Consider the following 23,917-nt stretch of genomic DNA (forward strand, 5'->3'; position numbering starts at 1 on the left):
AACGCCCCGCTTAATTCATTGAAAAGTATTACTATTTTGAAATTAACATCTATACTTTTGACAATACTACCTACATTACATTTTATCCAGAAAAACATGACGAGTAACCGCTTCCTAGGTGGAGAGTTTTAAAAATGAGTGGTAGAAAACTGTATTGGTAAAGTCATTATCAGGCCCCAATAACTTTCGAATTGACTCATTGACCAAGGAATCTTCAATCGGAGCAACTACTCGTGGGAGTTGTAGCAAGAAAAATGATTGATTACGAACGAAAATCAGCTTTGATTATTGAAGACTTCGCTGAGTTTGCACGCTCACTAAAAGCCATGCTTGGAGAAATTGGTATCGACAATGTTGATTTAGTGAATACTGGCGAATCAGCGATTCGCGCCTGCATGGAAAAGGAATACGATATTATCTTATCGGATTATAACCTTGGCAGCGGCAAAAACGGAATGCAGGTTTTGGAAGAACTCAACTTTCATAAACGCATTCGATCCGATGCGGTTTTTATCATGACGACGGCTGAAAATACAACGGACATGGTCATGGGTGCGATCGAAAATCAACCGGATGCCTATTTAACCAAGCCGTTTAATAATGCGCTATTAAAGTCTCGACTGAACAAAATCGTTGCAAAAAAAGAAGCACTCAAGCCCATTTTATCCGCTTTAGATAAAGGCAAAATTAAACAAGCACTTGAACAATGCGATAGTATTTCCGAGGCTTATCCGAAATACAAAATGGCGATTCAAAAAATTAAGGCTGAATGTTTAATGGCAAAACGACAATACAATGAAGCCATTGCCATATACGATGAAATTTTAGCCACAAGAGCCATTCCGTGGGCAATGATTGGATTAGCTCATGCACAAATTGCTCGCCGTGACTTTATCAATGCCGAAAGCATACTCAAAGAAACGATTAAAAAGTTTCCTATGGTTCTCGAAGCTTATGATTTACTTGCCGACTGCCAAATAAAATCAGATAACTTTGGAGAGGCTCAACACACTTTACAAGAAGCAATCAAAAAATCACCAAGAGTTATTAAGCGTCAAAATAAACTTGGTGAAGTCGCAGTAGAAAACGGTGACTTTGATATTTCCATTCATGCATTTAAACAATCTATTCGATTAGGCAATAATTCAATATTCAAATCACCTGACAGTTACATCAATTTCACTAATAGTGTTTCGAAGAAGATTGCGTCAGATGAACTAAGTAAAACTAAAAATCTAATTTCCGAAGCGGAAAGCTATTTGAAAGATTTTTACAAAGAATATAAAGACAATAAAATTTGCAAATTACGCGGAACCGTTGCTGAAGGCAACTTTTTTCAAAGCCAAGGAAAAAAGGAAGAAGCCGAAAAATGCGTCGCTTCAGCCAAACAAATTTACCAGTCCATTGATACTATGTTACCAGCTAATGCAGGCTTGGAAGTCGCGCAGGGCTTGCAGAACCTGGGTGAAGAAAATATTGCTGAAGAAATCGTCAAAGATGTAGTACAACACAACTTTGACGACGCATCGTTTTTGGAAAAAGCACTGCCTCACCTGAAAGACAAAAGTATTCTAGAGAAAGGAAAAGAAGCTCAAAAATTTAACTCGCAAGGCATTAAATACTTTGAAGGTAAAGAATACGATAAAGCCATTGATAGTTTTGTCAAAGCGGTTGAAGCGTCGCCTAAAAATATTTCCATTATATTAAATACGGTTCAAGTATTACTTAAAGTACATCAAGCGGGTAATGCCGATGACTCCATTGTAGACAAGTGCATGGACTACCTTAACTCCATAAACACCATTTCACCTGAAGATAAACGATTTCAAAGATTCAGTGAGTTACTTAGATTAACTCGCATGATACAGCAAGAGAATTTCTGATATGGTAAACCCCGATGAACAACTGGACTTTTCAACCATACTCGCATCTGCTGTGCATGATATGAAAAACTCCTTAAGCATGCTCATCGGTGCAATCAACACATTGGAAAAACGCTATCCTGCCAAAAACGATGAAGACAAGAAACAACATACGGTTCTGCAATACGAGTCGAGCCGATTGAACTCAGCATTAGTACAATTACTTTGCATTTATAAATTAGAAAACCAGCAACTTCCTCTCAATATTAACTATTACGATGTAGAGGACTTTATTTCTGAACAAGTGGCGCAATATGAACCACTTTTGCACGCCAAAAACATAGTAATAGAATCCGAAATTGAAGACGGTTTAGGCGGATATTTCGACTTTGATCTAATCGCGAGTGTCTTTAACAATGTATTAGGCAACGCCATTCGTTACACCAAAAATTGCATAAAAGTTTCAGCTTACTATAACGAAGGCCTGGTTATCGAAATCGCCGATGATGGTGACGGTTATCCGGAAAACATGTTACAACAACAGAAAAACTTTATTAAATCATTCGACTACAGTACCGGAAGCACGGGTCTAGGTTTGTATTTCGCTGGACAGATTGCTCAATTGCACAAACAAAACGACACTGCCGGCAGCATTTTATTGCTAAATGGAGGCGAGTTAAGCGGGGGAATATTTCGACTAACGCTTCCTTGACGAGCCATTAGAAGGCCTTTTTAGATGATACAATCAGTAAATGTGTTACATTCATGTCGATAGACATCATAATTAATAAAGCAGGTTGGGCGATCGAATAGAATATGAGTACTTCAACAATTATAGTCTTAATCGTCATATTACTGGTAGTCGCCGTTGCTGCCAGTGCCTATGTACAATATCGAGAACAGCTTAAAGCAGAAAAACGTCAGCAAATTTCAAAATTCCGTTACCGCGCTCGCGAAGGACAAGAGCTTTACGACCGATTTTTCGACTTTCCTATAGGCGTGCAAGTTCGCCAGGTTATTTTGCAATATATAGGGCAAAACCTTGCCAAGGCACTTTCCGTCGATCCCAGTCAAACCGACCTGAAACAGTCGCTGGAAATGATTAACGAAAAGCTGCAATCGCCAGATGCACCTTCAGACAAAGAAAGATTACAAATTCCCGGTGATCCACAAGAGTTGGTCGTACTCATGGGCCGCTTTAAAAGTTTGATGCGCTATGTACATAAAATTGGTCGCACACCGGGTATTGATATTAATGCCGCGAGCAAAGGCTTGTCACAACTAAAAAAGATATATTTAAAATTACAAACGCATACCTTTATTTCTGTCGCCAAAAAGCGTGTAGCTGAAAAAAATTACACACAAGCCTTGCAGTATATCGATAATGCTAAAAAGATGTTACTAAAACAAAACATAGCCGATCCCGAAACACAATCTACTTTGAGTGAGTTAGAAAAATTGCAACAAGACATCAATATGCAAAAAGATCGCCCCGCCAATCTTGAAACCAATGAAGACAGTGAAGAATCGCTCGATTTAGGAGATACTGATGACTTGTTTCAACCAAAGAAAAAGTGGTGAGCCTGAGTCGAATTACTTGTATTACCTATTTTACTTTTCGCTCGCCTTGTGCTCTTAAAATCTGATTCACATCTTTAAACAGCTCTTTATTTGACTCACTGATCTCAGACAGCAGTTGGTGTGCTTGAGATACCGTTTTTTCGAGCTCTTCAACAGCTTCTGGCTCATTTTTTAACTGCGTTAATTGGCTGACATCTAGTTTTGCATCTTCGCTACGAATATCGAAAACCATGTCGAAGCAAACACCGTATAAAGCCTCTTGCACGACTGGATTGGTAACGTAAATTATTGGTTGTTCTATCTCGACATCCTTGCATTTTTTAGCCACCAGAGCCAAAACGCCTAAAGCAGTGCTATCAAGATGAGAACAAAATGTTAAATCGATGATGCAGGGACTTTCCACTTGTATTTGTTCTACAAATTGCTGTAGTGCCATCACATCGCCATACCGAACGTCTCCAGACAGTCGGAAAATGTGGGCGTTTTCTAGCTGTGCGTATGCGACTTCAGCGTTCATATTTTCTTATAATAAAAATCGATACATCATCGGGGAGTTTATCCAACTCTCGAATGTTTAATTGCGACACCAATGCCTGAACGTGCGTTTGAGCATCCAGTTCCAATGCCAAAAGTGTCTCTTCTTTCGCAATGCCCTGCTCTGCGATACACTCTAGAACACCATCAGAAAATAAAAACATTGAAAAAGTATCGTTCAGCTTTAATTGGTGTTGTTCAAACATAGCCCATTCGAACATCCCAACCGGTAATCCTCTTTCCTCAAGTATCCAACGTTTATCGTTCATTACAATCACTGGTCTCGGAAAGTGTCCACCAATGCTGTAGGTCAGTGTATTTGTTTGCGTATCAACGACACCAAAAAACAAAGTCACGTGTTTATTGATGTTGGCGGTGATAATTTCTTGATTCAAGTAATCCAACACCTTTTCAGGGTGCAAAATCGTTGAATCTCGACTGACTCGATAATTTCGAATGGGTTGGTTAAACAAACTCTTGAGCATGATCGTTATAAACGCTGACGCCGATCCATGTCCGGAAACATCAGCAATATAAAATCCCAAATAACGCTCATCAATTTCAAAGTAATCCAGGAAATCACCACTGATATTAAGTGAAGGTATCACCGTGTGCTCAAACTGATATCCTTTAAACCCACCAACTGGTGGTGGCAACAGCTGTAACTGTGCGCGTCGGCCCGCTTCTTGATCATCCTGAAGAGTCTTCAGGTGCTCCTGCAACTCTTTGTTGGCTTTTTCCAGTTCAGTTCGAAACAGCTGGTTTTCGTATTCCAACTGTTTCTTATTGAGAGCCTGAGTAACGGCGTGGCCCAGTACATCCAAATCCGAAATAGGCTTTACCAAATAATCCAGCGCACCCAGTCGTAAAGCCTCAACTACATCATGAATCATCCCTGCTCCAGATATCATAATTACCGGGGTATCTGGAGATTCTTTCGTTACGATTTCCAGCAATTGCATACCATCCATTTCTGGCATACGCAGATCACACAAGATCAAATCCGGTTGACTATCTCTAAAAATAGACAACCCCTGTTTTCCATGTTCGGCTTCCAACACATCATAGCCACAATCCTCAAGATACATAACAACGCTTTGACGAACCAGGGGATCATCATCGATGACTAGAATTTTAGGGAGCTTACCGGTGATCCAGTGTTGCTCCTCAGTAAATGAGCGAGTATCCAAAAGTTGTAATAACCACGAGTTAGAATTGAAGAGAAGTATCCTTACACTTGTATAGCATATAGAAATTATCAATCAAGGTGATAATTACCACATTGCCAACCCGCTTCGATTGAAGATTGACCTGCTTGTGTTTATTCCCTACTATGCTGAGTTAGGATCTGACTATCTCCAGCGCACTACGAGCTTGTGAGCTAGAGCGAGTTTATCTTCCATTGCTCGACGCCAGCCATTGTTCGTCGGATATTGGGAACGACCAAACCGCATTTTCTCGCCTTAATTATCTAAATTTGGGCACAACCGTGACGATCAATGGAAGATAAGCACGCTCTAGGGGGATACAGGATCTTAGGGGCAGATTAACGATTAGGGCTTAAAGAGGTTCTCATTATGTCGTCTATAGAAAGAGAATACGAAGAAAAGCGAGATTTTATTCGCATGTTTGTGGATGCCAAAGTGGAAATTACTGTTCCGGATACCGGGGAGCGTTTCAGCGGTGACAGTAAAAACCTGAGTGCAGGAGGGGTTGCTTTTATTTGCGAGCAAAAGTTTGAAGTCGGTCAAAAACTGACTGTAAAAGTCAGCTCAGTACAATCTAAATTACCGCCACTGCAAGCGGATATGATTGTGATTCGAGCTGACTTACAAGGGGATGATAGTTATGAAATTGCCGGCGCCATAGAAAATGTGAACTAGTTAGCATTTTCAAAAATTGAGAAACTCTTCTCAGAAGTTGTATAGACTTCATACTATGATTAAGCTCCTGTTGTTTGGAGCTTTTTCATGCACAAGTCGTATCCATCTCGCCGTTTGTTTAAGATTCAATTTGATCCGATGACCACATTGCCTCTGGTGTTACTAGTAGGTGTATTAATTAGCAGCCTGTAGGTAGTCAGTAGAGTTCAGAATCAAGGACTAACAGTCTTCATATTCCGGATCACAACCAAAGTCATCTTCTAAAGGAAGATCACCATCGTATATTTTGTATTTCCGATTTTGCAAATAAGCATCTCGAATAAAGGAATATTCATCCAAAGCAGCTTCCAGTTGTGCCTCTAAGTCCAACAAACTCGCTCTATCAATTAATAATCGCGTTGCTTTATAGGAATACTGAGTTGGATCGTGGCTAATAGTACTCAGTGGATCCAGATAATTGTCGGCTGGTAAAGTAGCAGTATCTCGTAATGTCGATGGTCCTAAAAATGGCAACATTAAATAGGGTCCATCACCCACGCCCCATGTCGCTAATGTTTGCCCAAAGTCTTCATCATGCTTTTCCAAACCCATTGCCGTCGCGGGATCAAAAAAGCCGACAAGCCCCAGAGTAGAGTTGATTACAAATCGCCCTAAATCGCTGGTTGCGTCCAACAGTTTAAACTGCAGTAAGTTGTTGAACATATTGCCAACATCACCAAGGTTAGAAAAAAAGTTATCGAATCCGGTTTCTACCGGATCGGGAGTGATTGCCTGATATCCTTTAGCTACAGGTTGCAAAATCGCTTTATCAAGCGAACGGTTAAAAGAATAAACTTTGCGATTAAACGACTCATAGGGATCGACCTTATTGCCACTGGTGGCGCAACCAGACAATACCAATATTACAATCAGAAAAGCGAATGGCTTCATATACTCAAGTTACCTTTATTCATTTGGACGTTATTATAATGAGGATTTTACATCGGGTCTAACTGAACAAAAACTGAATGAACTTTATCCTTACTTAAGCAGCAACACCCAAAATTATGTCGCGCTTCATTAATTTCAAAAGAATATTTAATCCGTTATCAATCAATGTCTGTTGTGGGATCTGAGGAATTTGCTGGGCTAAAAGCTCGAGTAATTGTTGACCGGCTTTTTTCGGGTGCGCCTGCATAAGCTGTAACAAAGCAAAGGTCGCAGCATTGACTTCAGTGAACTCGACGTTGTCCGCTTTATTACGATAAACAACAATAAAGGAAGCTGTTTCCGGTGGTTGTTGAGGTTGGTAATCTTTACTGATGTGATGCACATCAAACTGATAGGCCAATGGCCAGGCTACCGGCGAAAGGATCGGACGCTCATGCATTAAGTCAACTGAACTTTTAATCGATACCTCAGACGGATCAAAAGGATCAATCATTAACGCCAGCTCTACCCATTCATAATGAGCCAGCTCCAACATAAAAGGGTATTTTTGAGTGATTGCCGGTTGCTGCTCTTCTAGGTAACGATAAAATTCGTGCGATACATCAGCAAAATAAGGCGACTTTGCTTTGTGCTGGACAAGAAAGTCACGTACCATTTGTTGCCATTCTTGAGGCTGGATAATCGAGTGTAAAACAGGAAACCCCGACTCAATAAACCCTGCTACATTATTGAAAATAAGATCGCGATAAATTGCCATTCGTCGATCTTCGATATTTTCCGGCGCGGACTGATGTTCAGGATCACGCAAATGCATCGCAAACTGGAGCTGTGTTTGTTGGAAAGATAATGATTCAGCCATGTTCACGATGTTCGGTTAATTGAAATTTGTTTTGAATATCTCGAATGGACTTCACTTCACTTAGTAACTCGTCAAGTGGAGGAAAGTTAAAATCACGCTCAAGCAACGTCGGAAAAACGCCAAACGCCTGATAAGCAACTTCCAACAACTGCCAGACATCCGGTTTAACATCAGCGCCGTGAGTATCCACTTTCAGATCGTCGGCTTCATCATAGTGACCGGCGATGTGACCATAAACCACACGTTCACCAGGTAATGATTTGAGAAAAGACTCAGCATCATAGTGGTGGTTAATGGAATTGACATAAATATTGTTCACATCAAGCAATAACTGGCAATCCGCTTTTTTCAAAACAGCATTAATAAATTCCAGCTCAGTCATTTCTTGCTGAGGTGCTGCATAATAAGAAGCATTTTCCATAGCTATTGGGCGTTGCAAAACATCCTGGACTTGCAGAATACGCTCTGCAACATAATTCACAGCCTCTTCCGTAAATGGTATAGGCATCAGATCATAAAGATGGCCGCCATCGCTGCAATAGGTTAAATGTTCGGTATAAATTTCAACGTTGTGTGTATCCATCAATTGCTTGATGTTTTTTACCAATTCAATATCAATAGGTTCAGGACCACCTATAGACAAAGATAAGCCATGAAAAACAAAAGGAAATCGCTCAGTAAAATAGCGAAAACGCTTTCCAAGTCGCCCACCAATGTTAATCCAGTTTTCCGGAGCCACTTCCATAAAGTCAATGAGAGGTTGCTGGCTCTTGGCCAGGTCTTGCATCAAATCACGACGCAAACCTAAACCAGAGCCAGAAATGTTTTGTTGAAAGATTGTCACGGTCAATTAGCCGCCGCACTTACCTTCGCCACATTTACCTTCTTTTCCTTTTTTATCTTCACCGCACTTACCTTCGCCACATTTACCTTCTTTTCCTTTTTTATCTTCGCCGCATTTGCCTTCGCCACACTTACCTTCCTTACCTTTTTTATCTTCACCACACTTACCTTCACCGCACTTGCCTTCCTTGCCTTTTTTATCTTCGCCGCATTTGCCTTCGCCGCACTTACCTTCTTTACCTTTCTTGCCTTTTTTATCTTCGCCGCATTTGCCTTCGCCACACTTACCTTCTTTGCCTTTATCGCCCAAAAATTGAGCTATCTGGTAACCACCGGACATATCTTCCAATGCGAACGGGTCAGCTTTCGCATTCGCAGAGGTCACTGTTAAAGATGCTGCTAAAGAAGCACCCACCAATGTCGCCAGTTTTTTCATATCTTTATTCATAACGATAGTTCTCCGTAGATTAACGATTAAACAACCCATAAATATTGCACTTGGATTACTTCAAAGGACGACCTGAATTTCCTTTTGTTACATTGGTTTATCGTTTTTTTGGAAATTCAGCCAAAGGTGCACTTTCTTGAACAAGAAGACCGCTGCAAGAAAATAAAGATGCAGTAAAATCAGCTGTTTAGCAAGTCTAATTTGTCGATTTGCTCACAAAACAGAGGGCTGGTATAAAAGTTTGTCTAGGACTCAAGGAATTTGATGCGTTATCAACAACTTGACTTCTGAAGATTGATCCGAGTCCCACTCTACCAATTCAGAAGTCCAGTCACCGGATTGCGCTTTTGCAGTACCAGACAATGAAATTCGCGCTGAAATAAACAGCTTAGACATACCACTCATCACTCGCCCAGGCATCATTGCATCGGCGTCTGTTAGGTTAAGGGAAATTGGTAAGTCAGCCACTTTTAAGGGTTTCACCGCCACTGGGGCAGGCATGCCATCATCACCTTTCACCACCACAAATACCCGAGTATTCGGATTGAGTTTACCTTTCAACTCATCGGCTAATTTAACTTCAGTGACTAAACTGAAAGCGGCCTGGGTAAGGTGCTGTTTTTCCTGCATCAACAACTTGGCCTGCTTTACTTGATGCTTCAATAAGTCGATTCCTTTACCTTCTCCTTGACCACGACTTTCCCGACGAGTGATAAGCTGCTCCCAAGTATCAATAGCCGCCTGATAGTTTTCGTTCTGAAACTGAATAAACCCGTTAACGGCAACAGCCCCTTCGTGTTCAGGTTGTTGCTTAAGAACCGACTGAACCAATTGTTCAGCCATTTGCACCGCTTTTGCTTGCCCAATACTCATGAGCACATGAGCACTGCTGAGTTTCATTTCAATATCCTCAGGTGCGATTTGTACAGCTCGTGTTAATGCATCAATTGCTTGTTGTACAACGCCCAACTGCGCCAACGTCTGTCCTAAAATAAACCAGCCACGGCTATCGTGCGGATTGTCGTGCAATCGTGTTCTTAATAGCAGTATCAACTCTTGATTGGTTAATTCTTCCAGCCACTTTGTATCTTTACTGTTATCGAGTTGGTAAGCGTCATTTTTCTGTTTAAGATCTTGCCAGTGAAAAAATGCCTGCCAATCAGACAGCGATAAATAAATGGTTAACGCTAATAAAGGTATAAGCGCAGCACTCGCCCAATACACTTTTTGTTGAACAGGAGATTCTAATAACTGTATATGCGATAAATGCGCATCTTCCAGTAGAGACTTTTTCAGCTCCCGATCCAGCGCTTGAAACTCTTCGTTGGTGAGCCGCCCTTCTTCAAGCTCCTGCTTCAGTTCAGCTACGCGATCCTGGTACACTTTTTTGTTCAACTCTAATCGCTTCACCGACGTGCGATGATTTCGTTTTAATGGCATCACCAGTATCAACATCGCGACTAGTGCTATCAGTAGAAACAGCCCCCATAACATTAGCGTTTCTCTCCATTTGTTGAGTCATCCAGTAATTGCTGCACTTCTTGTAATTCCTGCTCGCTGATTTCAACAGATTGATTGGTTTGCGCTTTTTTAAAGTAGCGATAAAACAAAAGAGCCAAAATAAGCGTCATAACACCCACTGGGCCGAACCACAGCAGTAAATTCGCACCGCCTGTTTCCGGTTTATAAAGTATAAAGTCACCGTAGCGTTGCTTTAAAAACGCTTTTATCTCTTGATCAGAGTGTCCATCTCGAATTTTTTCGTAAACAATGTTACGCAAATCTTCTGAGATACCAGCATTGGAGTCAGCAATTGATTGGTTCAAACATTTCGGACAACGCAATTCGTTGATCATTTGGAAATAACGCGCTTCCTGCTCGCTGTTAGCAAACTCTAACAATGTATCCGCAGCATATCCGTTAAGACTCAAAATAAAAAATAAACTAATTAACCAACGCATCAGTTCGCCTCCTCCATTAAAGGACGCATCGCCTTATTAAATACATCGGGCGTCATTTCACCAATTCGATGAAACAGAACTTTTCCGGAAGGTGAAATCAGGAAGGTTTCCGGTGCTGCGGTGATGCCCATTTCTATGGCGATATAACCTTTGGGATCAAAGAATGAAAACGCATAAGGGTTTCCCTGAGAGCGTAAAAAACCGGCAGCATCGGCTTCAGTATCTTTGTAATTCACACCGACAATTTTTACACCTTGTTGTTTGAGTTGCATCAAGTAAGGATGCTCAACATAACAAGTTGGGCACCAGGATCCCCAAAAATTTAACAAATAATATTCACCGCGTAATTCACTCGATTTCATTTCGTTGTCTTGAAATAAAATTCGGGCAGAAAACTCAGGTAAGGGTTTATCGGAACGCATGGAAGGTACCAGCTTTTTTTCGCTAAAAAGCGCCGAGTAAAACAACCCGCCTAACAAAGCCACAACAATAAACAGAGGTACGGCAATTTTCTTGAGTGTATTTCCGGAGTTTTCCGACATCACACGCTCTCCCTAGTTTTAAGCGCTATGCGATATCGACCGTCACTGATTGCCAATAGACCACCAAGCGCCATTAAAATAGCACCCAGCCAAATCCAGCGTACAAAGGACTTAATATAAATACGCACGGACCAATCTTGTTCGTTTAACGGCTCGCCCAACGACAGATAAACGTCTCGGGTAAAACCGGGATCAATCCCAGCTTCAGTCATCACCTGACCAGACGCGGTATAACGTCGCTTTTCGGAGTAAAGCTCGAATTGGTTACCCGCTTCATCGACACTGAAATCACCGCGTGTGGCCATGTAATTTGGTCCTTTTACCTCGGAGATTCGATTAAAGGTAAATTGATATCCTTCCATTTGGTAGCTTTCACCAGGCGCCAGTTTGATTAACTTTTCTTCACTGCCAAACGACACCATTAAAATACCCACCAAACAAACCGCTAAACCACTGTGAGCAAGATGCATTCCCCAATAACCCGCCTTGAGCCTTTTTAAGGCCTGCCAGCGATGACTGGCATGGCGTATTTTATTGAGCACATCATGAATGATGGATGACAGGATCCAAAACGCGATAAACACACCAAACCAAACATAAACTTGAGAAAAAGCATTCAACCAATAAGCAGTGACTAGCATCAATACAGCGCTTAGCAACAATAAGTTACGTGTTCCTTTTAATAATCGATCGATGGGTTGACGCTTCCATTGCATCCAATGACCAATACCAAGCAAACTCAATAGTATTAACATTACTGGCGAAAACATGGCATTAAAATAAGGTGCACCGACACTGACCGAACGATCAAAGGCTTCCATAATTAACGGAAACAAAGTTCCGAATAAAACAATCGTTAAAGCCGATATTAATAAAATGTTATTTCCTAGTAATGCGACTTCTTTCGACAGCAACTGATATCGCCCGGTTGACTTAACCGCACCACCACGAAAAACAAATAGCAACAATGAAACCGTCACCACCACACTGATAAAAATTAAAATATATAGCCCACGGACCGGATCTTGAGCAAAAGAGTGCACCGAAGTGATCACCCCGGAACGCACAATAAATGTCCCTAATAAACTCAGACAAAAAGTGATTAACGCTAAAAACACCGTCCAGGTTTTAAACACACCACGCTTTTCACTGACTGCCAAAGAATGAATCAACGCAGTGCCCGATAACCAGGGCATAAAAGACGCGTTTTCGACGGGATCCCAAAACCACCAGCCTCCCCAACCCAGCTCGTAGTAAGCCCACCAACTTCCCAACGCAATTCCAACAGTAAGAAACATCCAAGCCGAAACCGTCCACGGGCGTGACCAACGCGCCCAAGCCGAGTCTAGCTCTCCACCAATCAAAGCCGCTATTGCGAAGGCAAAAGCAACAGAAAAGCCTACATAGCCCATATACAAAAACGGCGGATGAATAATAAAACCCACGTCTTGTAATAAGGGATTTAAGTCGCGTCCATCAATAGGAAAAAATGGCAAGATGCGCTCAAAAGGATTGGAAGTAAATAAGGAAAAAGAAAGAAAACCGACCGCAATAAAGGACATGACTGCTAGCACGCGGGCAACCGCTTCGTCAGGTAATTGCTTACTGAAAATGGCAACTGCGGCTGACCAACCGCAAATCATCAAAATCCAAAGCAACATGGACCCTTCGTGTGCTCCCCACGCCGCACAGATCTTGTATATCAACGGTAATTGGCTGTAAGAGTGCGATGCAACGTAACTCACGGTAAAGTCATCAGTGACAAAGGCATAAACCAAGCCCGCAAAAGAAAGAAACACCAAAATAAATTGCAAAAATGCACTGCTTCTCGCAAATCGAATGAGACTGCTGTTCTGATAAAAACTGCCCCAAAGCGGTAAAACGGTACCAAAACCAGCAATTACCAACGCCAGGATTAGGCAAAAGTGCGCTAATTCAACAATCATTCGTCGCCTACCTGGTTTTAATTATCAAAGTCTTTATTTTTAATCGGATGACCAGACTCTTCCAAAGCTCTGGCAACTTCCGGCGGCATATAGTTTTCGTCGTGCTTAGCCAATACTGAGCTGGCTTTAAAGTCTCCGGCGGTCGTTAATTGCCCGGTGGCAACAATGCCCTGACCTTCCTTAAATAAATCTGGTAACACATCATTGAAATGAACCGTCATCTGATGCTGGTTGTCACGAATCACAAAATGCACGTCTAAAGGATTTTCTCCTCGAGCGACAGTACCGGGCACCACTAAGCCACCTACCTTGATGGTTTTTCCTTGCGGCGCTTTGCCAGCTACAATATCTGACGGTTTATAAAACAGGTTTATATTTTCTTCTAAGGCAACCAATACCAAAGAGAGCGCAATAGCAACACCTGTAACAGTGGCCAAAATAGCGAAAAGTCGTTTTTTACGATGGGGTTTCATAACCAGTTAGACTACCTAATCTTTTGAATTCAACAGTTTTTGCCGACGGTAATAGTGCTTCAGTTTAACATCGAGCTTTTTACGCCAAATAATGGGCACCAAAATCAACAATAAAAACACAAAGGCAAACGCTCCATAAGAGCTCCAGATAAAAAACCAGCGAGTAGGATCGCTGACAGCCGCTAATATCATGACTCTATAATCTCCTTAACCCAACCAGCATCTCGCTCTCGCCACAGTATCTGGTTTCTGAGCCAGGGTAAAATCAATGAAATAAAGAACAACTTGAACGATACGATCATAATCAGCAACGGCCAAAGCATCGAATCATCGATGGACGGCTTTTCAAACTTGCTCAGAGATGCCGCTTGATGCAGACTGTTCCACCACTCTACCGAAAAGTGAATTATTGGAATATTCACCACACCCACTATTGCCAGAATAGCCGCAGCTTTATCGGCCTTTTTAATGTCATCAATCGCACTAAAAAGCGCCATGTGACCAAAATAAAGGAACAGCAATATCAATTCTGATGTCAGTCGAGCATCAAAGACCCAATAAGTCCCCCAGGTCGGCTTGCCCCACAAAGAGCCAGTTACCAGAGCGAGAAACGTAAAGCCAGCGCCAATCGGCGAACAACTAATAGACACCATAAAAGCCATTTTCATGCGCCAAATCAGCCCGATTGCGCCGGAAACAGCCATCACCACATAAGTAAACATCGACAAATAAGCGGCCGGCACATGGATGTACATAATGCGTTGCAGATCCCCTTGATAGTAATCAGGCGGAGCAATAAAGAGACCCCAGACGCAACCGGTCCCTAGCCCAAGAAAAGTCAGGGTCCAGATCCAAGGTTGCCAGCGGCCAGCCGTTTGATAAAACCAACGGGGTGAGCCTAATCGAAAAAACCAGGTCCAAGCCATAAATTACTGTTACTCGCTAATCGAAATTTTTAATGCCGCACCAGCAGCCCAAGGCGCCAACGACACCGTTAATGCCAAGGCGGCAGCCAACAGCGCCAACTGTCCGGTATATTCATGCCCTTGAGTGGCCGCATTAACCGCCATAGCACCAAATATTAAAATGGGGATATAAAGCGGCAATACTAACAAGGCAAGCAGTATACCACCTCTTCGTAACCCAATAGTTAAACACATCCCAATTGCGGCGATAAAACACATGCTGGGTGTTCCCAATAACAATGAAAAGATCATTGCTGGAAAAGCTTCGGAATCGAGATTTAATAAAACACCAATCAGTGGCGATAAAAGAATCAAAGGTACCGCTGTAAATAACCAGTTTGCTAATGCTTTGGCGCTTATTATTGCAACGGGGGATACACCTGTCATTAACATTTGTACCAATGAACCATCATCGAAGTCTTCTCGATATAACGCATCGAGCGATAACAAAATGGATAACAAGGCACATACCCAAATCACTCCTGGTGCAATTTGTAGCAAAAGTTGAGGCTCGGGAGAAACGCCAAAAGGAAACAGACTCGTAACCAGTAGAAAGAAAAATAATGGATTGAGCACTTCCGATTTTTTACGGTTGATTAGCCGGAGCTCACGGAACAACAGTACTTGAAACATTTAGGCTGCCCCCAAGTCAAGAACTGAGGGTTCTTTGTTCAAGTTAACCCGTTGGTGGGAGGTGAATATCACTGCGCCACCACGTTCTGTATGTGTTTCGATAACATGGCTCAACCAGCTTTGTCCGGAAGTATCGAGCGCAACGAAAGGTTCATCCAAAACCCATAAACTGGCGCGCTCAATCAACAATCGCGCGAGACCGACCCTTCGCTTTTGTCCTTGGGACAGGTAAGCCGCATACTCCTTCTCGTACCCGGCTAAACCCACTTGATGAATGGCTTCAAGAAATGACATTTGCGCTGGCGTTTGCCGTAGCTGACTGTAAAACGTTAAGTTTTCAAGTACAGTCATGCGTTGTTTTACACCCAGTTGGTGGCCCAGGTATAACAGGTTTGAATAAAAGTCATTACGTTGATGCTCTAGGTTTTCACCGTTCCAGCTGAGATCGCCTGCGTCAGCTTCAATGATTCCGCACAATACTCTCAATAAACTGGTTTTTCCGGCACCATTTACACCTCGGATCTGCAACACAGAGCCATTGCAAACACTGAAGCTGCATTGCTTAAATAGCAATCGCTCTCCTCGCATTAAAGCCAGATTGTTACTGTTTAATGTAAACTCCGAGTACATCCCCTAACCTGCAGCAATGGCCTATGCCAATTGCGCGCTATACTAATACAAAGAAGGGAGCATTACTATGATTGACAAAATCTGATGACCGACTCTTTAACGCAAATACTAAATAGGATTCCCCTAGCGGATGCGAATGTACGTCATTTGCAAATGATTTTTAAGGCGTTGGACGGCCAAACGTCCCATGTTCTACTCAACAAGAATGAAGGTGAAGAAAAACCCTCCCCTAAACTTCAGATCCCACTTAGCGAAAACAGTACGACTCCAAAGCCTCAACTTGAATTAAAAGTCGACGCTCAACCTCTGGTTAAACTGCTCAATCGGTTGAACGAGTCACTTTTAATTCCGTTAAAAATTGAATTTAAGCAAAATCGTGTTTCTTTTGAGGTAATACAACAGAGTTTTCTTACTCAAGTTGCTGCTAAGCATGAAGCTTCCACCATAAAAGCCCTTTTACCCTTATTACTCCAATGGGTTCAACAAAGCCACCCCATCATTCGTTTTAAACTGGTTCAAGGTGAAGCCGCAAAATTAATGGCATCATTGCAACAAGAAAAGTCGCTCACTGTAACGAAGCCGATAAGCCCTAATGAAACGGTCACAGGTAAGCTCAGCCCACATTCGTCCGCGGGTACGGCCCATCCGATTAAACCGGAGCTGACACAAACCGTATCTCGAGTGCCAAACGAATTGATTCGTGATTCAAACCTGAATATTGATAACAACCGTAAACCCTCGAATGAGTCGATACATGGAATCAAAAACCACTTAACTCAAAGTCCAAAAGTCGATGAATCTCTATTAAAGCCAAATACACAAACAATAATACCACCCGTTAAAGTGGCGCAAATTATCAAAGCACTCGATAACTCAACTTTATTACAAAGTATGTTTAAAAACAGCAAATTAACACCACAAGCGAAAGCTTTACAACCAACAACCTCTCCTTCCATAGCGTTACAAGCAAATACCGCAAGTAGCAAGTCAATTCTTAACTACGTCATTAATAACGTAAGCGAAAAAAATGAATCGCCTAAAAACACCAAGTTATGGCAACAATTGAGCCAGCAATTTAATAACGATAAGCAATTACAACGCCCTATCCAAACAGTATTAAATTCCATTCAGAAGAGGTTACCTCAACTGGAAAAAATGCCTCTTCCGGATGATGCGATCAAACCGCTTAAAACATTAATCGAATCGATCCCAAGTGGTTCTAAAGTTACACCACAAACATTAAAGCAATTAATTCAAAACTCCGGTATATTTAGGGAAAAGCAACTGGTAAACCAGCTTTTTCAATTACCAATAAGTGGTCAATCAACTACACCTCAACAACTCGCTCAATTGAATGCTGGCGGCGACATTAAATCACTGTTTTCCGCGCTTCAACACTTACTTCTGGCTGCTACCGCTTCTTCTACTCCGTCATCCGCTCAACTAGCGTCTGGACAAGTATCAACGAGTAACTTTACTCACGAATTATTCCAAAGGTGGATGCCTCTTTTAAAAAATAAATTGCTACCTTTGAACCATCAAAGTCAATTTTCAGCGGGGCAGCAACAGGTAATAAAACAACTTTTACAAGATGTCGAAGCAGGCATGTCGCGTACCCGACTCACACAGTTTCAAAACTTAGGCAATGATTCCAGTCAACCACCTCAATGGACATTTGAATTGCCTTTATTAATCAACAAACAGTTTTCGAGCGTTCAAATTCAATTTGAACAACAAAATAAAAATACGAACGCGAAACGAAAAGCATGGCGGGTCACCATAAGGTTTGACTTTGAAACGCTTGGCGCATTTCATGCGATTGTAGAATTGAAAAAAGAGCAATTCAATGTCCGATTCATTGCTGAAAAGTTATCCACTCAAGAGTTGTTACTGCAACAACTTCCTGAACTCGAAGACAGCCTAGAGTCCATTGGCATCAACATCAGAAAGCTAAAAACCGAACTTGGTACGGCGGAAGAATTGATTGATGTGAAAGACCAGGAGGGATTCGTCGACATGCGAATATGACCATGACCGAGCAAAAACCCGATAAGGCTACAGCGCTTAAATACGATGGCAAAACGGCGCCTAAAGTTATCGCCAAAGGGCTCGGCACAATTGCCAGTGAGATCATTCGGCTTGCCGAGGAGCACAATGTATTTATTCATGAAGATCCCGTCTTGGTAGAAGTGTTAAGCCAACTGGAACTGGACGATGAAATTCCTGAGCAACTGTATCTCGCGGTCGCAAAAATTATTGCATTTGCCTATATGTTACAAGAAAAAGCACCTCAACAAGAGCCGAAACAACAATAAGAATGAATTACATTTTCATTCGTAAATTATTGATATAAAAGATATTTTTGACTTTCAGAATATTGTGATTTATTCTAGAACTTTATCGTCTATGTGCAGAACTCTTCTGCAAAACCAATAAGCGAGAACTGAAATGAAAGGTGATAAACAAGTCATCGATATTCTCAATAAAGTATTAACATCGGAACTCACATCCATCAATCAGTTTTTTCTTCACGCACGAATGTATCGTAACTGGGGGCTCGATAAACTCAATGAGCGCAGCTATAAAAAGTCGATTAAAGATATGAAGCAGGCCGATGATTTGATCGAACGTATTTTGTTTCTGGAAGGATTACCTAACTTGCAAAAACTTGGCAAACTTCATATTGGCGAACATACCGAAGAAATGCTGAAATGCGACCTCACTTTCCAACTGGAAGAGATCAAGCTATTAAAAGACGCTATTACGCTTTGCGAATCGAAACAAGACTTTGTGAGCCGAGATCTACTGGAAGACATTCTTGAGTACGAAGAAGAACATGTTGACTGGTTGGAAGCCCAAGAATACCTGATAACCAATACTGGGCTGAATAACTATCTTCAATCACAGGTTTAAACCAGGAGTTCATCATGAAAGGCAACAAAAAAGTCATCAAGAGTTTAAACCAGCTTCTTTCGCTGGAACTTACGGCGATGGATCAGTACTTTATACATTCTCGTATGTACGACGACTGGGGGCTGCATAAGCTTTTTGAGCGTATCGATCACGAGTTTGACGACGAAAAAGGACACGCCTCTGCTTTGATTGAGCGTATTCTTTTTCTCGAAGGTTCACCGGATATGATAACGCGTCATCCGCTTAAAATTGGCAAAACCGTCCCGGAAATGCTGGAAAATGATCTTGAAGTCGAATACACCGTCGACAAGGCATTAAAAGAAGCGATCGTTTTGTGTGAAAAAGAGCAAGATTTTCAAAGCCGAGCCGTGCTGCAACAATTGTTGGAAGACACTGAAGTGGATCATGCCTACTGGTTGGAAAAACAATTAGGTTTAATAAAAAAAATGGGACTTCAAAATTACGTGCAATCTCAAATGTGATCGCATTGTGTTTAGCAAAAATTAAAAAGGCGTCAATGTGGCGCCTTTTCTTATTTATTTTTCTTTTTCCTTTTGAGGCTCTACATCAGGTTTTCTTATTTCCTTTTGACCTGCTTTCATCTTGCCTTTCGGATAGTAATGCCAATGAGGGTGGTAATAGTAATGATGAGGAAAAACAGGCCAATAGCTCACGCCCCAATAATGCACTTCTTTTACTAACGGTCGTTTTTTCCACAAGTGATGCCCGGTAACACGAACCACCGGAAACAGGTATTTCATTTCACCAACTTTCCCTTCCACCATATCGGATAAATTACCAACAACAGTTAATTCTCGCCCTTTTTCATAAACCAAAGGATCAATAAATTCTGGAACGATTGCCAGGAAGCGACCACCGGTTGAGTCAACATCATGCGGGCGAGCCGAAGATCCTAAAGGCTTCGCAACAATTTCAATGACCGACTGCTTCTCCTGATTATCGACTTTTGCAATAACCCCGCCCCAACGTACTGTGGGCGAACCATCCGTTTTCCTTGCTTGCTCAACCGTTAGCGGACGATAGTCACCTTTAATGGCGTAAGGGACAGTATTACAGCCCGCTAAAATCAAAACACCCGCTATCAGAAATAATGTGCGCATCGCAAAACTCGCTTCAAATAATCTATGGTTAGTATGACAATAAAAATACCTTTTTTCTCAACCTACTACAATCGACGGCTAGAAAATAAGTTTATTCCGTTACAATAAACGAGCCCAAGAATAAAAAGTTGACGCAGAAATTAACCGATTAAAGAAACGCAAACAAAAGCCATTAAGCGAACGTATCTATACCTAACAGCTCAGAAACGTCCTGACGTTGCTGCTGATCATTGAGATCATTAAACGTATTCACTGCTCGCCGCGCTTGAAAACTCAGTTCCGAATCATCGTCCCGACGAACTTGGGTATTTTCTTGCTCCAGCTGTTGCAATGCTTCTGCTCGACGTACCTGTTGCTCCTGTTCGTTTTGTTGCTCTTCAACTTGAGTACTTTGCTGAGCTTGTTGATTATTGCGCTGTTCGGTACGTTGCTGATCTTGTTGTTGCCGTAAACGACTATCGGCAACTTGCTGAGGATTATTGAGGGAACTGGATGTATTGAATTCAACAGGCATTGACGTCACCTTGTCACTTTTGCCATAAAGACTTTCAATGTTTTATTATAGTGCTAATTGTTGTTTTTTTCACCAACCTCTTTTTGTTACCGAAAAATATCTCAAAGTATTTCATCAACGATTTTAATGAGTCGTCAATTTATAAATAAAAATTACAAAAACCCCGGCTTTTTAGATTTTTCCGCTACATTATTTCGTAGATAAACAGGAACGGCTTGTTCTGGAGAATGAAGGTGATGCTGATGGGCTTTTAACGTGGACAACAGCAATGCGGACTTAGCGTTGGGAAAGCGATCCGATAAAATCGTAACCGGCGCAACCTCCAAAGCATCCGTCAGTTGTTTCTGGTAAACCGACCAGCCACTACCTATCGCGACCACCTGGCTACTTTGATCAAGCTGAGCGGAAGATAACTGCTCCGGAGCAACGACTTGCTCTTCAAGTATCACATGCGGACAGCACCCCGCCAGACTATCCCGGTTGCGTTTAAAGCCAGCGAAGTAGACTTCTCCCATACGCGCGTCCATAGCCACCAAAGCAATATCGGCAGAGGTTAATTGAAAAGCCTGCAGCGCCAAATTTTCCAAACTCGAAACCCCTATAACCTGACACCCTGCGCCCATGGCAAGACCTTGTGCTGCCGATATAGCAATGCGTACGCCGGTAAATGCCCCCGGACCTTGGCCGTAAATAACTTGCTGCACGTCATGTATGGTCGATCCAGCTTCACGCAATAACAAATCAATAGTACCGAGTAATTTTTCACCATGCTGTCGCGGTGCAATCTCAAAGTGACTGAATATATTTTCTTCTCTAATTATTTCGCCCGGAACTTGCCGAGTAACCGCGACAGAAAACGCTTCTGTTGATGTATCGAGTGCCAGTAATGTCATAAGTGACTTAAAAACTCCGTAACCAATGGTAAGTTTCGCGTGGGTAACATATTGGGCAAATCGGTTAAAAACGCTTTGCCGTATTCACGAGCAACTAAGCGAGGATCGGCAATCATCAACACCCCTTTATCTTCGATGCCACGGATCAACCGCCCTGCTCCTTGCTTGAGCGCAATAATAGCATCCGGCAGCTGAAAAGTACCGAAAGCGTCTTGCCCTTGCTGCTTTAATGCATGGATCCGAGCTTGATTGACCGGGTCTCCCGGCGATGAAAATGGCAGTTTATCAATGGCCACCAAGCATAAAGCATCTCCAGCCACATCCACACCTTCCCAAAAACTGAATGTACCGAGTAACACACTATTGGGCGTAACACGAAACTTTTCCAATAACCAAGACTTACTCGCTTGCCCCTGAATGAATAAATGGTATTCTCTGTGTCGCTCTAACAACTCAGCTGCCTGGTTTAGCGCACGATGGCTGGTAAATAATAAAAAAGCTCGGCCCTGCGATGCTTTTAGCAATGGCAAAACCTGCTCAATAAAGTTTTGTGTATGTTCAGGCGATGAAGGATTTTTTAAATGGCGCGGTAAGTAAAGTAACGCTTGCTCCTGATAGGCAAAAGGTGAAGCAAAAACTTCTGTTTTCGCTTTATCCAATCCCAGCTTTTGTTGAAAGTGCTGAAAATTCTGATTCACCGCCAGCGTTGCCGAGGTAAAGACCCAGCTGGCATTGTCGTAATTAGCTCGAGCCTTTTGAAAGGATTCAGCAATATTGAGTGGCGTGGAATTTAAACTGAAACTCTTACGATAAATTTCTATCCACTGTACCTGTTCGGTTTCATCGTTCATTAAGAACTTTTCGCAGCGGCTGTTTAAAAGTTCCGAGCGCTCATAAAGGTTTTCCAACTCCCGACTGCGAATCTGCAATTCTTGCAGTATTTCCGTCAAAGCGAGCAATGTTTCGTTGAGTTGTGCGAACGCTGCTTCTATTTCCGACTGTCGAATGTAGTTTCGCCAAAATTGCCGTTGCACTTCTTCGCCCAACAAAATGCGTAAGTCGGAGGTTTGCAAATCAAGTTGTTCGGCAATCGTTTTTAAATCTTTACTATCGGGCGCATCGGAGTGATAGGCGATCACGCAATCTTTCGATAACTCTCTGAGTTGGCGTGCGGTAAACGCTTCGCCAAAAAAAGCCGAAGCCACATCGGGCAGTTGATGCGCTTCATCGATAATGTACGCATCCGCACGTGGCAATAACTCGCCAAACCCATCTTCTTTTAACACCAGATCAGCCATCAACAAATGATGATTAATCACAATAATGTCGCTTTCCATTGCTTGTCGCCGCGCTTTAGCAACGAAACAATCGTTATACACCGGACAATCTCGACCCAAACAGTTTTCTGCGGTACTGGTTACAAAAGGTATTGCGCTGGCATCGTCTTGCAAAAAATTGACCTGACTTAAATCACCATCTCGCGTTTTTTCACTCCAGTCACGAATTTTTAAAATTTGCTCCGCAGTTTCCTTCATGGCATAACGCGCACCTTGCAAGTTGACTTCCATCCGATATAAGCAGAGGTAGTTTTGTCGCCCTTTTAGCAAGGCTACTTTGCGGGTTTTCCCTAATACTCGAAACACGGTGGGTAAATCTTTCAAGAATAATTGATCCTGCAAATTTCGCGTGCCGGTAGAAATAATGCTTTTACCATCAAACTCAATCGCCGGAACCAGATACGCAAACGTCTTTCCAGTACCGGTTCCCGCTTCTATCAAAAGGCTCGAACGCTGTTCCATGGATTGCTCAATGGATGCAGCCATTTGCATTTGTGAAGGTCGCTCAGTATAACGATTAAATGCGGCGGCAAATGGCCCCTGTTGAGACAACAGAAAATTGGCGTGAGAGTTCATTACAAAGATTCGTCAGAAGAGGTCGATTCAGCTTGCCATAAAAGCTCGCCGAGCGCTTTGAATTTAGCAACCGTCATGGATCCGCGTTTACTGACTGGCTGCAGTGCAAGCTGTTGCTCAACCTGCTCTCGAGATAATTGATAAATAGCAACTGGCTCGTAACTCGGGTTATAAATGACCAACAAGGTAAAGTCCCACTCTGATTTAAGATTAAGCTGCCCAACCCGTTGGCGTGACTTTCCACCCGGAAAAATCACTCGTCCTTTAATCTGGATGTGCTTTTGCCCATCGTCTTCATCACGAAAAGCTTCGGACTCAGTCGACTCCTTTTCTTTGAGCCCCAAAAGCGTGATGGCATCAAAACGCGCCAACTCCACCGTTACAGGTAACGACTGCCCCGTTGCTTCTCGATACTGTGCAGCTAATGACCGAGTTTGAGCCATTAATGCTGAAAAATCATAAATACTCATACG

28 protein-coding genes are annotated in these 23,917 nt (G+C 42.3%); 8 read left to right on the forward strand and 20 right to left on the reverse strand.

The window, feature by feature from the left end; all coding sequences use genetic code 11:
* Window positions 1-254: 254 nt before the first annotated feature.
* The 3 genes from ACTUJY_RS07580 to ACTUJY_RS07590 all read left to right on the forward strand — a co-directional run bounded on the left by ACTUJY_RS07580 (window position 255) and on the right by ACTUJY_RS07590 (window position 3,443).
* Entirely contained in the window at window positions 255-1,883 is a 1,629-nt protein-coding gene (locus tag ACTUJY_RS07580; protein WP_463615470.1) for a response regulator, read from the forward strand.
* A gap of 1 nt (window position 1,884) precedes the next feature.
* Window positions 1,885-2,574 (forward strand): sensor histidine kinase, encoded by a 690-nt coding sequence (locus tag ACTUJY_RS07585; protein ID WP_463615471.1) that lies wholly within the window; start codon window positions 1,885-1,887, stop codon window positions 2,572-2,574.
* Between the two features lie 104 nt (window positions 2,575-2,678).
* Window positions 2,679-3,443: a hypothetical protein gene (locus ACTUJY_RS07590; protein ID WP_463615472.1), complete on the forward strand. Its 765-nt coding sequence runs from the start codon at window positions 2,679-2,681 to the stop codon at window positions 3,441-3,443.
* A gap of 25 nt (window positions 3,444-3,468) precedes the next feature.
* Here ACTUJY_RS07590 and ACTUJY_RS07595 read toward each other — a convergent pair whose 3' ends face one another.
* Together ACTUJY_RS07595 and ACTUJY_RS07600 are read right to left on the reverse strand one after the other, a co-directional pair.
* A complete protein-coding gene (locus tag ACTUJY_RS07595; protein WP_463615473.1) occupies window positions 3,469-3,960 on the reverse strand; it encodes an STAS domain-containing protein in 492 nt (163 codons plus the stop codon).
* A complete protein-coding gene (locus ACTUJY_RS07600) occupies window positions 3,950-5,167 on the reverse strand; it encodes a SpoIIE family protein phosphatase (protein ID WP_463615474.1) in 1,218 nt (405 codons plus the stop codon). Before ACTUJY_RS07600 ends, ACTUJY_RS07595 begins: the two co-directional genes overlap by 11 nt.
* Before the next feature lie 387 nt (window positions 5,168-5,554).
* Here ACTUJY_RS07600 and ACTUJY_RS07605 point away from each other — a divergent pair, with 387 nt between their 5' ends.
* Complete coding sequence (locus ACTUJY_RS07605) at window positions 5,555-5,860, forward strand: PilZ domain-containing protein (protein WP_463615475.1); 306 nt, start codon at window positions 5,555-5,557, stop codon at window positions 5,858-5,860.
* 219 nt (window positions 5,861-6,079) lie between these two features.
* Here ACTUJY_RS07605 and ACTUJY_RS07610 read toward each other — a convergent pair whose 3' ends face one another.
* The 13 genes from ACTUJY_RS07610 to ccmA all read right to left on the reverse strand — a co-directional run bounded on the left by ACTUJY_RS07610 (window position 6,080) and on the right by ccmA (window position 16,090).
* On the reverse strand, window positions 6,080-6,790 hold the full coding sequence (locus ACTUJY_RS07610; protein ID WP_463615476.1) for an MlaA family lipoprotein: 711 nt from the start codon (window positions 6,788-6,790) through the stop codon (window positions 6,080-6,082).
* Window positions 6,791-6,884: 94 nt separating this feature from the next.
* Window positions 6,885-7,649: an HvfC family RiPP maturation protein gene (locus tag ACTUJY_RS07615; protein WP_463615477.1), complete on the reverse strand. Its 765-nt coding sequence runs from the start codon at window positions 7,647-7,649 to the stop codon at window positions 6,885-6,887.
* Window positions 7,642-8,493, reverse strand: a complete 852-nt coding sequence (locus tag ACTUJY_RS07620) for an HvfB family MNIO-type RiPP peptide maturase (protein WP_463615693.1) — start codon at window positions 8,491-8,493, stop codon at window positions 7,642-7,644. The genes ACTUJY_RS07615 and ACTUJY_RS07620 overlap by 8 nt, the downstream gene beginning before the upstream one ends.
* 6 nt (window positions 8,494-8,499) lie before the next feature.
* Window positions 8,500-8,940, reverse strand: coding sequence for an HvfA family oxazolone/thioamide-modified RiPP metallophore (locus ACTUJY_RS07625; RefSeq protein WP_463615478.1), 441 nt, complete (start codon window positions 8,938-8,940; stop codon window positions 8,500-8,502).
* Window positions 8,941-9,192: 252 nt separating this feature from the next.
* Window positions 9,193-10,434 (reverse strand): c-type cytochrome biogenesis protein CcmI, encoded by a 1,242-nt coding sequence (gene ccmI, locus ACTUJY_RS07630; protein ID WP_463615479.1) that lies wholly within the window; start codon window positions 10,432-10,434, stop codon window positions 9,193-9,195.
* On the reverse strand, window positions 10,434-10,901 hold the full coding sequence (locus tag ACTUJY_RS07635) for a cytochrome c-type biogenesis protein (protein ID WP_463615480.1): 468 nt from the start codon (window positions 10,899-10,901) through the stop codon (window positions 10,434-10,436). The genes ccmI and ACTUJY_RS07635 overlap by 1 nt, the downstream gene beginning before the upstream one ends.
* The gene (locus tag ACTUJY_RS07640) at window positions 10,901-11,443 is read right to left on the reverse strand and encodes a DsbE family thiol:disulfide interchange protein (RefSeq protein WP_463615481.1); all 543 of its coding nucleotides are present in this window, start codon (window positions 11,441-11,443) and stop codon (window positions 10,901-10,903) included. The genes ACTUJY_RS07635 and ACTUJY_RS07640 overlap by 1 nt, the downstream gene beginning before the upstream one ends.
* Complete coding sequence (locus ACTUJY_RS07645) at window positions 11,443-13,389, reverse strand: heme lyase CcmF/NrfE family subunit (RefSeq protein ID WP_463615482.1); 1,947 nt, start codon at window positions 13,387-13,389, stop codon at window positions 11,443-11,445. The genes ACTUJY_RS07640 and ACTUJY_RS07645 overlap by 1 nt, the downstream gene beginning before the upstream one ends.
* A gap of 17 nt (window positions 13,390-13,406) precedes the next feature.
* Entirely contained in the window at window positions 13,407-13,862 is a 456-nt protein-coding gene (gene ccmE, locus ACTUJY_RS07650; RefSeq protein ID WP_463615483.1) for a cytochrome c maturation protein CcmE, read from the reverse strand.
* A 15-nt stretch (window positions 13,863-13,877) separates the two neighbouring features.
* On the reverse strand, window positions 13,878-14,054 hold the full coding sequence (locus ACTUJY_RS07655) for a heme exporter protein CcmD (protein WP_463615484.1): 177 nt from the start codon (window positions 14,052-14,054) through the stop codon (window positions 13,878-13,880).
* A complete protein-coding gene (locus ACTUJY_RS07660) occupies window positions 14,051-14,788 on the reverse strand; it encodes a heme ABC transporter permease (protein WP_463615485.1) in 738 nt (245 codons plus the stop codon). Before ACTUJY_RS07660 ends, ACTUJY_RS07655 begins: the two co-directional genes overlap by 4 nt.
* 9 nt (window positions 14,789-14,797) lie before the next feature.
* Window positions 14,798-15,460, reverse strand: coding sequence for a heme exporter protein CcmB (gene ccmB / locus ACTUJY_RS07665; protein WP_463615486.1), 663 nt, complete (start codon window positions 15,458-15,460; stop codon window positions 14,798-14,800).
* Entirely contained in the window at window positions 15,461-16,090 is a 630-nt protein-coding gene (gene ccmA / locus ACTUJY_RS07670) for a cytochrome c biogenesis heme-transporting ATPase CcmA (RefSeq protein WP_463615487.1), read from the reverse strand. It lies immediately after the preceding gene.
* 84 nt (window positions 16,091-16,174) lie between these two features.
* On the opposite strand from ccmA, the gene ACTUJY_RS07675 reads away from it, so the two are divergent.
* The 4 genes from ACTUJY_RS07675 to bfr (ACTUJY_RS07690) all read left to right on the forward strand — a co-directional run bounded on the left by ACTUJY_RS07675 (window position 16,175) and on the right by bfr (ACTUJY_RS07690) (window position 19,485).
* Window positions 16,175-18,118 (forward strand): flagellar hook-length control protein FliK, encoded by a 1,944-nt coding sequence (locus tag ACTUJY_RS07675; RefSeq protein ID WP_463615488.1) that lies wholly within the window; start codon window positions 16,175-16,177, stop codon window positions 18,116-18,118.
* Between the two features lie 2 nt (window positions 18,119-18,120).
* Complete coding sequence (locus ACTUJY_RS07680) at window positions 18,121-18,405, forward strand: EscU/YscU/HrcU family type III secretion system export apparatus switch protein (RefSeq protein ID WP_463615489.1); 285 nt, start codon at window positions 18,121-18,123, stop codon at window positions 18,403-18,405.
* Window positions 18,406-18,538: 133 nt separating this feature from the next.
* The gene (bfr, locus tag ACTUJY_RS07685) at window positions 18,539-19,003 is read left to right on the forward strand and encodes a bacterioferritin (protein WP_463615490.1); all 465 of its coding nucleotides are present in this window, start codon (window positions 18,539-18,541) and stop codon (window positions 19,001-19,003) included.
* Window positions 19,004-19,017: 14 nt separating this feature from the next.
* Window positions 19,018-19,485 (forward strand): bacterioferritin, encoded by a 468-nt coding sequence (gene bfr, locus ACTUJY_RS07690; protein WP_463615491.1) that lies wholly within the window; start codon window positions 19,018-19,020, stop codon window positions 19,483-19,485.
* Window positions 19,486-19,539: 54 nt separating this feature from the next.
* Here bfr (ACTUJY_RS07690) and ACTUJY_RS07695 read toward each other — a convergent pair whose 3' ends face one another.
* The 5 genes from ACTUJY_RS07695 to ACTUJY_RS07715 form a co-directional block, all read right to left on the reverse strand.
* The gene (locus tag ACTUJY_RS07695; RefSeq protein ID WP_463615492.1) at window positions 19,540-20,124 is read right to left on the reverse strand and encodes a Slp family lipoprotein; all 585 of its coding nucleotides are present in this window, start codon (window positions 20,122-20,124) and stop codon (window positions 19,540-19,542) included.
* A gap of 172 nt (window positions 20,125-20,296) precedes the next feature.
* Window positions 20,297-20,638, reverse strand: a complete 342-nt coding sequence (locus tag ACTUJY_RS07700; protein ID WP_463615493.1) for a hypothetical protein — start codon at window positions 20,636-20,638, stop codon at window positions 20,297-20,299.
* A 152-nt stretch (window positions 20,639-20,790) separates the two neighbouring features.
* Window positions 20,791-21,531, reverse strand: coding sequence for a tRNA (adenosine(37)-N6)-threonylcarbamoyltransferase complex dimerization subunit type 1 TsaB (tsaB, locus tag ACTUJY_RS07705; protein ID WP_463615494.1), 741 nt, complete (start codon window positions 21,529-21,531; stop codon window positions 20,791-20,793).
* Entirely contained in the window at window positions 21,528-23,444 is a 1,917-nt protein-coding gene (locus tag ACTUJY_RS07710; protein WP_463615495.1) for an ATP-dependent DNA helicase, read from the reverse strand. Before ACTUJY_RS07710 ends, tsaB begins: the two co-directional genes overlap by 4 nt.
* Window positions 23,444-23,914: a hypothetical protein gene (locus tag ACTUJY_RS07715; RefSeq protein ID WP_463615496.1), complete on the reverse strand. Its 471-nt coding sequence runs from the start codon at window positions 23,912-23,914 to the stop codon at window positions 23,444-23,446. Before ACTUJY_RS07715 ends, ACTUJY_RS07710 begins: the two co-directional genes overlap by 1 nt.
* Window positions 23,915-23,917 lie beyond the last annotated feature (3 nt).

It is taken from the genome of Pleionea sp. WD8-19 (genome assembly GCF_055326765.1).